Raw genomic sequence first — 14,770 nt, forward strand, 5'->3', positions numbered from 1 at the left:
GGGTGATCCGCGGCCAACGCCGCCGCGGTGACTGCCCGCTTACTCCGGGTGCCCCGGCTCCCTGACATCGGAGTCGCGCCGAAGCGAGTCGCGCAGGAACTCGATCTGGAGGAGCAGCAGGTTCTCGGCGGTGGTCTCCTCCGACGGCATGTGCGTGATTCCGGACAGCGGCAGCACCGTGTGCGGCCTGCCAGCGGCGAGCAGGGCCGTCGACAGGCGCTGCGAGTGCGCGAACACGACGTTGTCGTCGGCCAGCCCGTGGATGAGCATCAGCGGCCGGCACAGCTCCGGCGCGTCCGCCAGCAGGGAGCTCCGTTCGTAGCTGTCTCCGGTGTCCGGCAACCCGAGGTAGCGCTCCGTGTAGTGGGTGTCGTAGAGGCGCCAGTCGGTAACCGGGGCTCCCGCGACCGCCGCGTGGAAGACGTCGGGTCGGCGCAGGACCGCGAGGGCCGCCAGGTAGCCGCCGAAGGACCAGCCGCGGATTCCCACCCGCGTCAGGTCGAGGCCGCCGAAGCGCTCAGCGGCATCGTGGAGCGCGCTGACCTGGTCGTCCAGGACGGGTGTCGCAAGGTCGCCGTTGACGGCGTGCTCCCACCGCAGCCCGACTCCCGGTGTGCCCCGTCCGTCGGCGATCAGGACGGCGAACCCCTGTTCGGCGAACCACTGCGACGTGAGGTAGCCGGAGCCGGCGGCGAGCACGCGCTGGGCGTGCGGACCGCCGTACGGGTCGACCAGCACTGGCAGCGGCTCCGAGCTCGGCTTGTACCAGGACGGCAGCACCAGCGCCGTGGGGATGCCGCGCTCGCCCGCGTGCCACATCCGCACCCGGGGCGCGGGAAGTTCCGGCTTCTCGGCCAGGCTCGCGATCCCGGTGGCGGGGGGCTGTTCCGCGGTGGTCACGTCGCGGAGGGCGGCTGTGCGGACGGCGGTCGATGCCAGGTCGCGGCGTTGCACGACAACGGTGCCGCCACGCATGCGTCCGGAGTGCACGCCCTCACCGGTCATCCCGGGAAGCCCTACTGGCGTGCTGGAGCCGGCCTTCAGATCCAGCAGCCACAGCGCGACCGTCGCCGGCGCTCCGTCGGGCGAGGCGGAGTAGAGGATGTACTCGCCGTCGACGTCGACCACCGACCGGATGTAGTGGTCGCGCGGGGCCACCTCGCGGTCGCCCACGAACAGGCGGCGCTCACGTGCCGCTCCCGTCTCGTCGGGGCCGATCCACACGAGCTCGCCGCGGGCGGTGAACGCCGGGACGCCGGACATGATCTCCACCCACACCTCGTCGGTGTCGGTGCGCAACTCGGTGCTGCGCCCCGTGGCGGGGTCCGCCCGGAACACGGTCAGGGTGCGCTGGTCGCGGCTCTGCGCGCTGAACACGATGGTGGGGCTGCCGTGATTGGTCCATCCGGCGCGCGCCAGGTACGGCAGCGTCGCCCGGTCCCACTCGACCCACCGGGGCTCGACCGGGTCGTGCGGCTCTCCGGCGGGCGGGACCGGGAACACCGCGAGGCGGACGTCGGCGTTGGCGGTCCCCGCCGCGGGATAGGCCATGGTCCGGGGCGCGGCCTCCGGCGTACCCGGGTCGCTGATGGTCCAGCGCGTCACGGCGCTGTCGTCCACCCGGGTGGCGAGCAGCGCGGAGCCGTCGGGCGCCCACCACATGCCGCGGAACCGGCTCATCTCCTCGGCGGCGATGAACTCGGCCAACCCCCAGGTGACGTTCTCCCCGTCGGGTTCGGCGAGCACCCGGTCGCGCCCGCTCTCGACGTCGATCGTGTGCAGTGCCCCGCCGCTGACGTAGGCGACGGTCCTGCCGAGCGGGCAGATCACCGGGTCGACGACCGGGTGGGCCGCGGGCAGCTCACGGGGCGCGCTGTCTTCGTCGGTGCCGTCGAGGTCGACGCAGTACAACCGCCCGGACAGGGTGAACGACGCGCGGGTGAGGGAGTGGTCGACCGTGTAGGAGACGATTCCGCTGCCACTCTCGCGCAGCCGCTCGCGGCGGGCGCGCTCTTCGGCGGGCAGGTCCTCGTCGTCCGCGCTGATCGAGCGGGGGTCCGCGACCACCCGCTCGTGCTCGCTGCCGAGGTCCAGGGTCCACAGGCAGGCGGCGGGGTCGGTGCCGTGCCGGCCTCTGAGGAAGGCCACTCGCCGGCCGTCCGGGGAGATCCGGAACGCGCGGGGAACGCCAAGGGTGAACCGCCGGGTGCGGGCCTGCTGCCGAGGAAAGCTCATACGTCGATTGTGGCGCATTCGGCCGCCCGGCCGCGGAGATGTGTCGCACGACTTGCCGCAAAGAGGGAGGAACCCGGGCACCGATCCGGGTATCGTCAACCCCATGACGGATCGGCGGTTGCTCCTGGTGCACGCCCACCCGGACGACGAAAGCATCGTCACGGGAGCGACCATGGCCAAGTACGCGGCCGAGGGCGCCGGGGTCACCCTCGTCACGTGCACGCTCGGTGAAGAGGGCGAGATCATCCCGCCCGAGCTGGCGCACCTGTCGGGGGACGCGCTGGGCAAGCACCGGATCGGTGAGCTGGCCAAGGCGTGCCGGAACCTGGGGGTGCGCGACCACCGTTTCCTGGGCGGGCCCGGGCACTACCGCGACTCCGGGATGATGGGCGCGCCGTCCAACGACGACGACCGGGCCTTCTGGCGCGCCGATGTCGAGGAGGCGGCGCGCCGGCTCGCGGTAATCGTGCGCGAGGTGCAGCCGGACGCCATGGTCAGCTACGACAGCAACGGCGGCTACGGGCACCCGGACCACATCCAGGCGCACCGTGTCGCCGTCCGGGCCTTCGGCAAGGCCGCCGAGCGCTCCCTGCCGGGCACACCCTGGCAGACCCGCAAGCTCTACGCGGTCGTCCAGCCCACGTCGGTGCTCCAGGAACGGGTCGAGCGGCTGCGATACGCCTCGGGCTCGTTCACGCCGCCCGCGTCCGTCCAGGACATCGCGCCGGGAACGCCCGACCACCTCGTCACCACCCGTATCGACGCCGGCGTCCACTGGCCGGCCAAGGCGCTGGCCATGCGCGCGCACGCCACCCAGATCACCGTCGAGGGCGAGCGGTTCGCCCTGTCCAACGGCATCGCCCAGGAGATCGACGCCGTCGAGTACTTCACCCTGCTGCGCGGTCCCTCATTGCGGCCCGGCGCCGACGGTGTCGAGACGGACCTGTTCGGTTGACCCCAACCGGTGGGCCCCGACCGGCGCCGCTCGGCGGGGAGGCCGCGGCAGCGAGCCGCGAGAGAAGTAGGCTGCGAATGTGAACGCGTCCGTATCGTCCTCGTCCGCGTCCGGATCCGCGCCGCGCGACCCGTCGGGGTCGTCCGGCCCGGACGGCCGGCGAGCGCACTCACTGGTGGACACCAGTATCACGTGGGCCGGGTACGTGGCCCTGTTTCTCCTCGGGTTCGTCGCGGGGGTCGTGTGCGGTCTGGCGGGCGGCTGGCTCTCGTGGCTCTGGGGGGCCGGAACGCTCGGCATGCTGCTCGCCGGGCTGGGGCTGGTCGTCTTCCTCGCGTTGTTGTTCGCGGGATGCCGGGCAGCCGCCTGGGCGATGGGCTCGCGCCTGGGCGCCGGGCTGCCCGCCCTGGGTTGGGTGGCGGCCGGGCTCACCTTCACCTTCTACGGCGACATTGAGCTCGTGGGGACCATCTTCAACGGGGTCTTCCACATCGGCGCGATCGTGGCGGTGACGTTCGCCACATTGCTGAGTGACCCTCCTCCGGACCAGTCAGGGTCTGCCGCGGGCGGCCGCACCGGCACGGCCCGGTAGCTGTCAGAGCCCCCAGAACTGGAAGACCACCATGCCCAGGTTGACGTCGATCTGGGGGAACCCGGCCAGCGCGAGCACGTGCAGCATCAGGCCGATGAAAGCCGTGTTCACCTGGGGGAACCAGAGCACGCCGAAGACCGCGATCACGCCGAACAGGGCAACGGCGCGGCCGCGCCGGACAGCGCGCTCCGGGAGGTACGGCGCGACGGCGTCGAAACCGTCGAGGCCCGGAACCGGCAGCAGGGAGACCAGCGCCGTGGTGAGGTTCAGGTAGCACAGGTACATCAGGCCGGCCAGCGCCCAGTTGTTGGTGCGCGCCTCGGGCTCGATCAGTGTGCTGACGACGCCCGCGAGGATCGCCGCGAGCAGCAGGCTGGTCGCCGGTCCGGCCAGCGCGACCAGCGTGCGCCTGCCCCGGCCGGGAACCGCCGTGTGGTCGAGGTAGCTTGCCGGGCCGGTCAGCCCGATCGCGCCCAGAATGGGGAAAGCCACCGGCAGCACGAGGTTGGCGAACAGCTCGCGGAACCGGAACGGGTTGAGCCGGAGGTAGCCGGAGCCGCGCAGGGCGCGGTCCCCGAAGCGGTACGCGAGCGCCGCGTGCGCGAACTCGTGCAGCGCGACCGAGACGATCCAGCCGCTCAGTACGAACACGAAGGGCAGGTACACGGTGCTGCCGTCGCTGCCCCAGTCCAGCTCGGCCCGGGTCCAGGAGAGCCAGCCGGCGAGCCCCGTGATGCCGAGCAGCAGCACGATGAGCGGGCTGGGCAGCAGGTCCGTCCGGGACGGCGCGTCGCTGCCGGGTTCCGCGGCGGTGGCGGCGGCCTCTGGCGCGTCGCCCGAGTCCGGCGGGTCCGCGGGGGTGTCCGTGCCGTCCTGGAGGGCTTCCCCGGCTGTCCCGCCGGTGGAGTCCGGCGCGCCCACTCCCGGCGCGGGTGTGGTGCGGCTCTCGGACTCCGTGGGGTCCAGGGCGCCGTTCCGGTCGGCGTTGGAGTCGGCGCTCGGGTCCGCCTCCACCGGCTCAGGCGTGGGCATGCTGCTCCTGCGGCTGTTCGACGGGTGTGGTAGCGACCGGGCGCCGGGCGCCCGGGGTTGTGCATCCCAGGCTATGGGGCCGCGCCGGTGACCTGGCGCGGGGTGTGGTGAGGGGGCGGAGCTCCCCCGGGTGTTGCGGCAATGGGGCGGAGTGAGCGCAGCGAGTGAGCCAGCTTGCCGCCGAGCGGACGCTACACCGTGCGCTCCGCGGCAAGCTGGCACCCCTCTCGCTTCGCTCACGGGGTGCCCCATTGCCGCACCCCACCCCGGCGTGGTCCCATTGCCGCTCCGGCGCGGGCCGGGCGGGAAAGCCGCGGAACGCCACGGGCTCGTGAAGGAACCGGATCCGCACGGCCAACGCCCAGCCCCACGAACCTCAGGCACCGGACGAAGTACTACTAGATCGAGGTGGCGGGCGCTGTCGCGGAGAGGTGGGTCGCGGTGAGCGCGAACGCGCGGCCGGCCTTGGTCAGGTACTGCGGCCCGCCCTCGCCCGCTTGGTCCCGGCCGGCGATGAAGCCCAGGGTTTCGAGCAGCCAGGTGGCGTTGATCAGGACCGACTGCAACTGCTGGGTCTCGGGACCGTCGTCGGAATCCGCACCGGCCCAGCCGGCGTCGGCCAGGATGAGCCGGGCGTCGCTGGTGATGTCGGCGTCGTCATCGCGGGCATGGTTGCCCGTAGGCCGGGGCAAGCGCACGAGCAGCAGCCCGAGCAGGGTCTCGGCGGCGGCCTGCTCGAACCCGTCGGTGTCGAGCACACCCTCGGCCACCGCGCGCCACAGCGCGTCGGTGTCGCCGTGCAGCCGCCGCCCGCGCCGGGTCAGCACCAGCCGCCGGCCGGAGCGTCGGACCGCCCGCATCGTGCGCAGCAGCTTGTGCAGCGCGATGAGCTGCATGACGTCGGTCTCACTGCGAGCGGGTGAGGGGGAGCTGGACCAGTCGAACTCCGCGCACAGCTCGCGGACCGCAGTGGGGGAGATGTAGCCGATCTGGGTGAGGCCGATGCCCTCGTCGGCGTAGTCGAGCAGTCGGCGTACCGGGGCTAGCGCGCCGGCGGCGTTGGGCGGGGGTTCGGCGCCCGCGATGATCTGGCCGAGGAGCGGCCACAACTGCTGGCGGTGCGGGTGCGAGGGCGAGCCCAGCCAGTTGCGGACCCGTTCCTCGCGGACGCGGTCGAGGTGGCTGCGCCCTTGCTGGTCGGGCTGGGTGAGGAACGCGTGGGCGTGCTGCGCCTGTGCCGTGCGCCAGCCGCGGGCACCGGGGCGGACGTCCTCCAGGGCGATGGCCAGCTCCAGCGCCGCCGACGTGGCCTGGTAGGCGTCGATCTCGGCGGTGCCCAGCGCCGTGCCCCAGGTGAGCTCGGTGAGGTCGGGCGGCTCGACGCCGGAGGCCCGCATGGCGCGGCGGTAGGCGCACAGCCCGGTCTCGTGGCTGATGGAGTAGGCGTGCAGGACCCGCTCGGTCGCGTGCGACGTGCAGAGATCGGCGTAGCGTTCGAGGTTCAGCAGGGTGAACACGTGTCCAAGGGACCGTGCCGCGAAGTCGCGGTCGCCGGAGTCGGCGGTGAACCGGACCGGCAGCACGTACCAGCAGAACTCCTGCACGCGGTACTGGGAGAGTGACTCCAGACCGCCGCCCGCGGTCAGGGTCGTCAGGGCGTTCTCCGCCACTTGGGCGGCCTTGACGTCTAGGCGTGCCAGCTGGGCTAGGGCGGACGCGATGGCCTCCTGCATAGTTTGGCTTTGCCACCTCCCCTTGTCCGTCCGGTGATCAGGCGCCGTTCGCTGGAGTTACCGTCGTCCGTCCGTCCGACTCGCCGTGCCGCGTCACTCCCGCGTGCGACGACGTGGTGGGTGCTGCGGAACGATCCTACTCGCAACCACATCATTGGCGGTGACGTCTGCCACACTGTTGTCACGTTTCCGCACTGTAATGACACCATCGCGCCAAGATTCCAGCACACCGACGATATCCCGGAAACGGCCGTCGGGCAGTTGGACGCGTAAGGTGGCGCGTCGGCCGACATGGTCGGGGGTTACCTCGGTGCTGAGACGCGCTACGTACCCCACTGGATCGACCCCCAATTACGCACGATCGCCCAGGCGGCGTAATACTGGAAAGAGCGAATCGCGTGTCGGATGTCCGGCGAGCCCGCGAGCCGGACCCTGGCATTGTCCAGGCTATGTGACAGCCCAGGCAGTTACACGCGATCCACGTGGCGAAGACCGAAGAGGAGAGTACGGCGTGACCTACGTCATCGCGCAGCCCTGCGTCGATCTGCTCGACAAAGCGTGCATCGAGGAATGCCCTGTCGACTGCATCTACGAGGGCAAGCGCATGCTCTACATCCACCCGGACGAGTGCGTCGACTGCGGCGCCTGCGAACCGGTGTGCCCTGTGGAGGCCATCTACTACGAGGACGACCTCCCGGACCAGTGGTCGAGCTACTACAAAGCGAACGTCGAGTTCTTCGACGACATCGGCTCGCCCGGCGGCGCCTCCAAAGTGGGACAAATCGATAAGGACCACCCCGTGGTCGCCGAACTCCCGCCGCAGCAGGGCGACGAGTAGCGAAACGGACTAGCGTGGCGGCCGTGCGGTGGTGCGCGGCCGCCGGAAGGCACGTCGCGTTCCGTGTCCCGGAGTCCGGGCACGGCCCGTCGCGGCGGCGACTGCGATGGTGCGATGAACGGGAGCTGACCACATGACCGGGCGACACGGTGCACGAGACCGGCTTCCGGAGTTCCCCTGGGACAAGCTGACGCCGCACAAGGAGGTTGCGGCCGCGCATCCCGACGGGATCGTGGACCTCTCGGTCGGAACACCGGTCGACCCGGTCCCGGAACCTCTGCGCACAGCGCTTGCCGACGGCGCCAACTCCCCGGGGTACCCCGCGACCTACGGCACGCCCGCCTTGCGTGCGGCGATCGCCGGGTGGTTGGCCCGCTGCCACGGCGTCGAGGTTGACCCGGCGGCCACCTTGCCGACGTCCGGCTCGAAGGAGCTGGTTGCCTGGCTGCCCACGCTGTTGGGCGTGGGGCCGGGCGACACCGTCGGCTACCCGGAGCTCGCCTACCCCACCTACGACATCGGTATCCGGCTCGCCGGTGCGACACCGGTGGCCAGCGACGGACTGACCTCGCTCGGGCCCGCCCGGGTGCCGCTGCTGTGGATCAACTCCCCGGCCAATCCCACGGGCCGGGTGCTGCCCGTTGACCATCTGCGCAAGATCGTGGCCTGGGCGCGCGAACGGGGCTGCATCGTCGCGTCCGACGAGTGCTACATCGACCTCGGGTGGGACGGTGTGCGCCCCACCTCGGTGCTGCACCCCGATGTCTGCGGCGGTTCGCACAAAGGGCTGCTTGCCCTGCACTCGTTGTCGAAACGCTCCAACCTGGCCGGGTACCGCGCGGCCTCCGTGACCGGCGATCCCGACCTGATCCAGGAACTGCTCCAGGTGCGCAAGCACGCCGGGATGATCATGCCGGCCCCGGTCCAGGCGGCCATGCGCGCGGCGTTCGACGACGACGCCCACGCCGCCGAGCAGAAGGAGCGCTATGCCGCCCGCCGGGAGCGGCTGCGCGCCGCGTTCGAGAGCGCCGGTTGGGCTACCACGCACTCCGAGGCCGGGCTTTACCTGTGGGCCGAGCACCCCGACCACGACGCCTGGGAGTCCGTGGCGGCGCTCGCCGACCAGGGCATCCTGGTCGCGCCCGGCGACTTCTACGGCCCCGCGGGCGCCCGGCACGTGCGGGTGGCCTTCACCGCCACCGACGAGCGGGTCGCCGCGGCGGCCAAGCGGCTGACCAACCGTTCCTGAGGGCTCCGGTCCTTTCCAACGCAGTGTCGGAGCGGATGCCGGGCGTTCGCTAGTCGAGCACGATCCGGCCCTCGGGGGCGGGGTTGTCGACGGAGGTCCACCCCTCCTTGTCGGAGTCGGCGCTCCAGCGCTGGTCCCCGTACGTCACCGAGTTCAGCCCGTACTCCGGCGCCTGGGCCACCGCCCACTGGGCCATGGCCCACCCCAGGTCGCCGGTCTGCGGTTCCTCGGCGACCGGAAGGTCGTTGACGCCGAGACCGAAGACGCGCCGCATCTCCTCCTGCGCGCCGTCGATGTCCGGGCTGCGCTCGCCGACCCCTTCCGTGAACCGGCACGTCACCGCGGCGCCATTGGTCCCGCCGAAGGCTTGGGCCATGTTCCGGGATACCTCCTCGTGCTGGTCGTAGGCGAACCCGTCGGCGCTGCGCTGCACGACCTGGGCCGCCTCGTAGACCGGCATGTCCTCGTAGCCGGAGACCTCTTCGAGCTTCTGGTAGAAGGCGTCGCTGGTGTAGACGGGGTCCAGGAGGTCCTCGGGATCGCCCCAATCCTGCGACGGACGCTGCTGGAAGAGCCCAAGGGAGTCACGGTCGCCGTAGTCGATGTTGTAGAACTTGGACTCCTGCCACACAGTGGCGTAGGCGATCACCACCGACTGCTGGGGCAGGTTCCGGCGGAAGGCCACCCCGTTGATCGTGGCGGCGTTGGCGGCCTGCTCCGGGGCCAGACTGCGGGTGTTCTCCCCGATGGCGGCAACGCACTCCTCGGTCGGCTCCTCCTCCTCGACCTCGATCGGCTCGATCGAGGTCATGAGAGCGTAACCGCCGCCGACCAGGATGCCGCACGCGGCGGTCAGCAGGATGAGGATCTTGAAGAAGGCGGATACTCTTCGCGGCTCTCGTGGCACTTTCAGCTCATGTGGTCAGGTGGCCGCGCGCCGGGAAGCCAGCGCGTGACCTCAGCCGATACGGACAATCCCGGAGTGCGGGGAAGTCGGACGAGGGGGGCCTCGCCAGATCCGGGGGGACGGGTGCACGTACCCGAATAGTAGGGCGTACCGTCCAGCGTCGCGTGCCACCGGGGCACGATGCCCCGGTTGGCGGTCCGGAGCGCGGCCGCGGTACCGGCTGCGGACCGGGGCGTCTGGTTCGATCTCGCCCCACCGAAACCAGTAGGCTCAGCACTCATGACCACCTCGTTCACCAGTCCGCTCCCCGCTGAGATCGATGAGCTGTGGGAGCGCCGCTCCGAACTGACGCCCGACCATACCGAGGCCCGCGAGACCATCGTGGGAGCGGTCGACGAACTCGACGCCGGAAAGGCCCGCGTCGCCTTCGTGGACCCCGCGACGGACGAGGTCGTCGTCGACGAGCGGGCGAAGCGTTCCATCCTGCTCAGCTTCCGGGTGCTCGCCATGGAGGAGTCCCAGGTCGGAGAGTTCCACTACCACGACCGCATCCCGCTGAAGACCCGCCTCGACGGCGTTCGCGTCGTCCCGGGAGCCATCGCCCGATGGGGCGCCCACCTGGCCCCGGGCGTCGTGCTGATGCCATCGTTCACCAACTTCGGTGCCTGGGTCGGCTCCGGCACCATGGTCGACACCTGGGCCACGGTGGGTTCCTGCGCCCAGGTGGGCGAGAACGTCCACCTTTCCGGTGGCGTCGGGGTCGGGGGCGTCCTTGAGCCGCCGCAGGCGTCGCCGGTCGTCATCGAGGACGAGGCGTTCCTCGGCTCGCGCTCGATGGTCGTGGAGGGGGCCCGGGTCCGCCGGGGTGCCAAGCTCGGAGCCGGGACCATCCTGACCTCCTCCACCCGCGTCTTCGACGCCGAGAGCGGCGACGAGCTTCCCAGCGGCGAGGCTCCGGCGTGGTCGGTGTGCGTGACCGCGAACCGGGTGAAGAGCTTCCCCGGTGGCGACTTCGGCCTGCCGTGCCTGCTGGTGCTCAAGCGCCTGGAGAAAGGCCAGGAGCACGACAAGCTGGCGCTCAACGAGATGCTGCGCGAGCACGGCGTCAACGCCTGACACCGCACGGCGCGCACGGGACTCCCGGATTCCGGAGCGCGGTGCTGCAACCACGGAAAGTGCGGACCCCATGCTGGACCTGACCGCGGACGTTCGGAGCCTGACCGCCCAGCTCGTCGACATCGAGTCGGTGAGCGGCGGGGAACGCCCGCTCGCCGACTCGATCGAGGAGCAACTGGGCGGTCTGGGCCACCTGACCGTGCGGCGCGACGGCGACGCGATCGTGGCGCGGACGGACCTCGGTCGGGACCAGCGGGTGGTGATCGCGGGGCACATCGACACCGTTCCCATCGCCGGAAACGTTCCGTCGCACCGCGACGGCGACCGCCTCTACGGCTGCGGCACCTCCGACATGAAGAGCGGGGTGGCGGTCCAGCTCAAGCTGGCGTCCACGGTGCCCACGCCGGCGCACGACGTCAGCTTCGTCTTCTACGACTGCGAGGAGGTCGACGCCGAGCGCAACGGCCTGCGCAGGTTGGCCCGCACCCACCCCGAGTGGCTGGCCGGCGACTTCGCCGTTCTCATGGAACCCACCGGCGGCGCGATCGAGGGCGGCTGCCAGGGCACCATGCGCGTTGAGGTGACCGCCCGCGGCGAGCGAGCGCACAGCGCCCGCGCGTGGATGGGGCGCAACGCTATCCATGACGCCGGCCGCATCCTCGACGTGCTGCGCGCGTACACACCGCGGCGCCCCGAGGTCGAAGGGCTGACCTTCCACGAAGGGCTCAACGCCGTGTTCGTCTCGGGCGGAGTGGCGGGAAACGTCATCCCCGACGAATGCTCCGTCACCGTCAACTACCGCTTCGCGCCCGACCTCACCCTGGACGAGGCCGAGCGGTACCTGCGCGAGCTGTTCGACGGCTTCGAAGTGCGGGTCACCGACGCCGCCCCGCCGGCCCGCCCCGGCCTGGACCACCCGGCGGCCGCGGCCTTCGTGGACTCCGTTGGCGCCGGCGCCGCCCGCGCCAAGCTGGGTTGGACCGACGTCGCCCGCATGTCGGAGCTGGGCGTCCCGGCCGTCAACTACGGTCCGGGCGATCCCACCCTGGCGCACACCCGCGACGAGCACGTCGAACTCGCCCTCATCGTCGAGGCCGAGCGCCGGATGCTCGAATGGCTGTCCGGAACCACCGGCGGCTGATCGACCAGAGCTAGCCGCGCGCCTGTGTCCTCGGGTTCAACGGAGGTCCGGGTGTGGCGGATACCTTGGGCCCATGATGGATTCAACAGACATAAGGCGGGCTGGCCCGCTCACGTACCGGGGAGGGGCTATCCCCGAGACCACAACCGACCAGCGGCTCCTCGACCGCCGAGGCCCCGCGGACTGGGTGCACACCGACCCGTGGCGGGTCCTGCGCATCCAGTCGGAGTTCGTGGAAGGATTCGGCCTGCTGTCGGAGGTCGGCAATTCGGTCAGCGTGTTCGGGTCGGCGCGGGTGAAACCCGAGAGCCCGAAGTACGTTCTTGGCGAGACCATCGGCACACGGCTCGCCGAGGCCGGCTACACGGTGATCACCGGGGGCGGCCCCGGTGTGATGGAGGCCGCGAACAAGGGGGCGCAGTTCGCCGGGGGCACCTCAATCGGCCTCGGCATCGAGCTGCCCTTCGAACAGACGCTGAACGACTACATCGACGTCGGTGTCACGTTCCGGTACTTCTTCGTGCGCAAGACCATGTTCGTGAAGTACTCGCAGGCGTTCGTGGTGCTCCCGGGCGGGTTCGGCACCATGGACGAGCTGTTCGAGGCGATAACGCTGGTGCAGACGGGCAAGGTGACCCGGTTCCCGGTCGTGCTGGTCGGCTCGGAGTTCTGGAGCGGACTGGTCGACTGGATCCACGCGACGCTGCGCGAGGAGGGCGTCATCTCACCCGAGGACCCCGAGCTGATCCGCGTGACCGACGATCCGGACGAAGTTGTCGACATCATCCGCAAGGCCCACGTCGACCTGGCGCGGCGGGAGTTCGAGGATCGCCGTGTCGCCTCGACCGCCGAGGACATCGAGGCTGCCGAGCAAGCGTCGGAGAGCTGAGGCCGGTGCTTTGCGCCGATCTTGTGGATTGGGTTTCTTCATGGCGCCTGGAGTTTCGTGGGTTTCCCGCCCGGCCCGCGCGGGTTGCGGCAATGGGGCACCCCGCGAGCGCGGCGAGAGGGGTGCCCCATTGCCGCGGAGCGCACGGTGCACCTTCGCTGGGCGGCAAGCTGGCGTCGTCTCGCTTCGCTCACTTCGCCCCATTGCCGCAACCCCTCAGGTGGGCTCCGTCTCGCACCACCCGCCCACATCACCGATCTAGGCCAGGCCGCGCCGCGCGACCGCCGGCGGCCGGGTGCCCCGGATCGAGCTGACCATGTCGAGCGCCTGGCGTGCGGCATGCGGGTGGCTGGTCGCGAACAGCCTGGCACCGGCCCACGCGTACACCGAGACCAGAGCGAGGGTCTCGGCGAGCTCCTCGTTCCGGCGCGCGCCCGGACCGTGCCCAGTGCCGTCCGGAGCGGGCGGAACGCAACGGACGAGGACCGGGCGGCCGCCGGCCGCCAGGGCGCGCACCCGCGGAACGGGCGGGCGGTACCCGGCATCGACGGCGTCCGCGATCATGGCGTCGGGCATCACCACGCGGAACTGGGTGTCCTCATGCACGCCTGTGATTTTCGCACGCCGAGGCCGGTGGGTGGCGGGCGGCCGTGCGGGGCCCGAAGCGCTCCCATCGCGTCCGTGGGGCCGCGCGAGTATGGCACGATCGAAAGGTGACTCCATCCATCCTGGTCCTGATCACCGTCGCCGCCGTGGCTGTCCTGGCGGGCGTGGCGTTTGTGGTCATGGACAGGCGCCCACAGCTCACGAGTTTCCAGGCCGACCACCCGCCATTGGATCTTCCTACGGGCCGGCCGGTGACAGCGGACGACCTCAACCGTGTCCGGCTCCCGCTGGCCCTGTGGGGTTACCACGTCCGCGCGGTGGATGAGGCGTTGGCCAAGCTGGCAGCGGAGCTCCAGGAGCGCGACGACCGAATCGCCGAGCTGGAGGGGCGCCCGGCCGAGCCGGAAGCGCGTGCGAGTGCGCAGACAGTGGGCCAGACGACGCCGTATGACCGACCGCCCGGAAACAGCCGGAACGAACACGCCCACGATCCCGGCGGCATCACCGGCGGGTATCCCCAGCACGCGCACGAAGGCCCGGTACGCACCGCGTCCCCCATGAACGACCACGGCACCTCGCCTCAGCCCCCACAGAACTAGGGTCTGCGCCGCACCGCCACCGCACACCGGGAGACGAGGATATGAGCGACGACGGCACGGCCCAGCCCGGGTCCGATGGGCTCCGGCGCTGCCACTGGGCGCTCGCTACGGTCGACGAGCTGCACTACCACGACACCGAGTGGGGGGTGGCCGTCCGCGACGACCAGGCGATGTTCGAGCGGATCGCGCTTGAGGGGTTCCAAGCGGGACTGTCCTGGCTGACCGTGCTGCGCAAGCGCCCGGCGCTGCGCGAGGTGTTCCACGGCTTCGATCCGGTGGCGGTGGCCCGGTTCGGCCCCGGCGACGTCGAGCGCCTGATGGGCGACTCCCGGCTGATCCGCAGCCGGCCCAAGATCGAGGCGGTCGTCACGAATGCCCGCGCTGCGCTGGACCTCCCCGGAGGACTCGCCCGCATGGTGTGGGATTACACACCCGAACCACGGCCCTCGCGGCCGCGCACGGTCTCTGAGGTGCCGGCCACGACACCCGAGAGCGCCGCCCTGGCAAAGGCGCTGAAGCGGCGCGGGTTCCGGTTCGTTGGCCCCACAACCGCCTACGCTGCGATTCAGGCGACCGGTGTGGTTGACGACCACCTCGTCGACTGCTTCCGCGTGGCCGCCTGACCAGCGCGTTCGACGGTGCGTGCGCCCGCGGGCCGCGCTGGCGGGCGCGTGTGGCGCGCACCACACGTGACGCCTTGTTGTTGCCCCAGTGGCCTATCCTCAATCGCTGAACCGCCAACGATTCCGTGTGCGGTTCGCCTGGGAGGAACACGACGATGAGCTATTCGAGCGGTACCCGCCGATTCCCTGTCCCCGTCGCCGGAGCCGTCCGGTGAGCGACACCGCGCCCCCTGCTTCGGTGCCCGAGGACAGCAG

General features: G+C 71.0%; 15 protein-coding genes. 9 read left to right on the forward strand and 6 right to left on the reverse strand.

The annotated features are described in order from the left end of the window. Nucleotides 1-39: 39 nt before the first annotated feature. Nucleotides 40-2,235: a S9 family peptidase gene (locus tag F4561_RS03310; RefSeq protein ID WP_184574657.1), complete on the reverse strand. Its 2,196-nt coding sequence runs from the start codon at nucleotides 2,233-2,235 to the stop codon at nucleotides 40-42. A gap of 103 nt (nucleotides 2,236-2,338) precedes the next feature. Here F4561_RS03310 and mshB point away from each other — a divergent pair, with 103 nt between their 5' ends. Continuing rightward, entirely contained in the window at nucleotides 2,339-3,190 is an 852-nt protein-coding gene (gene mshB / locus F4561_RS03315; RefSeq protein ID WP_184574659.1) for an N-acetyl-1-D-myo-inositol-2-amino-2-deoxy-alpha-D-glucopyranoside deacetylase, read from the forward strand. A gap of 79 nt (nucleotides 3,191-3,269) precedes the next feature. Next, entirely contained in the window at nucleotides 3,270-3,782 is a 513-nt protein-coding gene (locus F4561_RS03320; RefSeq protein ID WP_184574661.1) for a hypothetical protein, read from the forward strand. A gap of 3 nt (nucleotides 3,783-3,785) precedes the next feature. Here the strand turns inward: F4561_RS03320 and F4561_RS03325 are convergent, their stop codons facing one another. The 3 genes from F4561_RS03325 to F4561_RS32260 form a co-directional block, all read right to left on the reverse strand. Then, entirely contained in the window at nucleotides 3,786-4,814 is a 1,029-nt protein-coding gene (locus tag F4561_RS03325) for a site-2 protease family protein (RefSeq protein ID WP_184574663.1), read from the reverse strand. 398 nt (nucleotides 4,815-5,212) lie between these two features. Next, entirely contained in the window at nucleotides 5,213-6,547 is a 1,335-nt protein-coding gene (locus F4561_RS03330) for a hypothetical protein (RefSeq protein ID WP_184574665.1), read from the reverse strand. A gap of 93 nt (nucleotides 6,548-6,640) precedes the next feature. Next, entirely contained in the window at nucleotides 6,641-6,883 is a 243-nt protein-coding gene (locus F4561_RS32260; protein ID WP_312885568.1) for a putative acetyltransferase, read from the reverse strand. Nucleotides 6,884-7,058: 175 nt separating this feature from the next. Between F4561_RS32260 and fdxA the strand changes: the two genes are divergently transcribed. Together fdxA and dapC are read left to right on the forward strand one after the other, a co-directional pair. Then, a complete protein-coding gene (gene fdxA / locus F4561_RS03335; protein ID WP_184574667.1) occupies nucleotides 7,059-7,385 on the forward strand; it encodes a ferredoxin in 327 nt (108 codons plus the stop codon). 133 nt (nucleotides 7,386-7,518) lie between these two features. Beyond that, complete coding sequence (gene dapC / locus F4561_RS03340) at nucleotides 7,519-8,634, forward strand: succinyldiaminopimelate transaminase (RefSeq protein WP_184574669.1); 1,116 nt, start codon at nucleotides 7,519-7,521, stop codon at nucleotides 8,632-8,634. Between the two features lie 49 nt (nucleotides 8,635-8,683). On the opposite strand, the gene F4561_RS03345 is transcribed toward dapC, so the two are convergent. Then, entirely contained in the window at nucleotides 8,684-9,541 is an 858-nt protein-coding gene (locus tag F4561_RS03345) for a hypothetical protein (protein ID WP_184574671.1), read from the reverse strand. 279 nt (nucleotides 9,542-9,820) lie between these two features. Between F4561_RS03345 and F4561_RS03350 the strand changes: the two genes are divergently transcribed. The 3 genes from F4561_RS03350 to F4561_RS03360 all read left to right on the forward strand — a co-directional run bounded on the left by F4561_RS03350 (nucleotide 9,821) and on the right by F4561_RS03360 (nucleotide 12,687). Further along, nucleotides 9,821-10,657: a 2,3,4,5-tetrahydropyridine-2,6-dicarboxylate N-succinyltransferase gene (locus F4561_RS03350; protein WP_184574673.1), complete on the forward strand. Its 837-nt coding sequence runs from the start codon at nucleotides 9,821-9,823 to the stop codon at nucleotides 10,655-10,657. Nucleotides 10,658-10,727: 70 nt separating this feature from the next. Continuing rightward, a complete protein-coding gene (gene dapE / locus F4561_RS03355; protein ID WP_184574675.1) occupies nucleotides 10,728-11,798 on the forward strand; it encodes a succinyl-diaminopimelate desuccinylase in 1,071 nt (356 codons plus the stop codon). 73 nt (nucleotides 11,799-11,871) lie between these two features. After that, nucleotides 11,872-12,687 carry an LOG family protein gene (locus F4561_RS03360; RefSeq protein WP_184574677.1) on the forward strand — a complete coding sequence of 272 codons (816 nt, stop codon included), beginning with the start codon at nucleotides 11,872-11,874 and terminating at the stop codon, nucleotides 12,685-12,687. A 258-nt stretch (nucleotides 12,688-12,945) separates the two neighbouring features. On the opposite strand, the gene F4561_RS03365 is transcribed toward F4561_RS03360, so the two are convergent. After that, nucleotides 12,946-13,263, reverse strand: a complete 318-nt coding sequence (locus tag F4561_RS03365; protein WP_184583098.1) for a hypothetical protein — start codon at nucleotides 13,261-13,263, stop codon at nucleotides 12,946-12,948. Between the two features lie 137 nt (nucleotides 13,264-13,400). Between F4561_RS03365 and F4561_RS03370 the strand changes: the two genes are divergently transcribed. Both F4561_RS03370 and F4561_RS03375 read left to right on the forward strand, forming a co-directional pair. After that, nucleotides 13,401-13,892 (forward strand): DivIVA domain-containing protein, encoded by a 492-nt coding sequence (locus F4561_RS03370; protein ID WP_184574679.1) that lies wholly within the window; start codon nucleotides 13,401-13,403, stop codon nucleotides 13,890-13,892. Between the two features lie 41 nt (nucleotides 13,893-13,933). Beyond that, the gene (locus F4561_RS03375) at nucleotides 13,934-14,515 is read left to right on the forward strand and encodes a DNA-3-methyladenine glycosylase I (RefSeq protein WP_184574681.1); all 582 of its coding nucleotides are present in this window, start codon (nucleotides 13,934-13,936) and stop codon (nucleotides 14,513-14,515) included. Nucleotides 14,516-14,770: the final 255 nt, after the last annotated feature.

This window comes from Lipingzhangella halophila, assembly GCF_014203805.1.
Taxonomy (GTDB): domain Bacteria; phylum Actinomycetota; class Actinomycetes; order Streptosporangiales; family Streptosporangiaceae; genus Lipingzhangella; species Lipingzhangella halophila.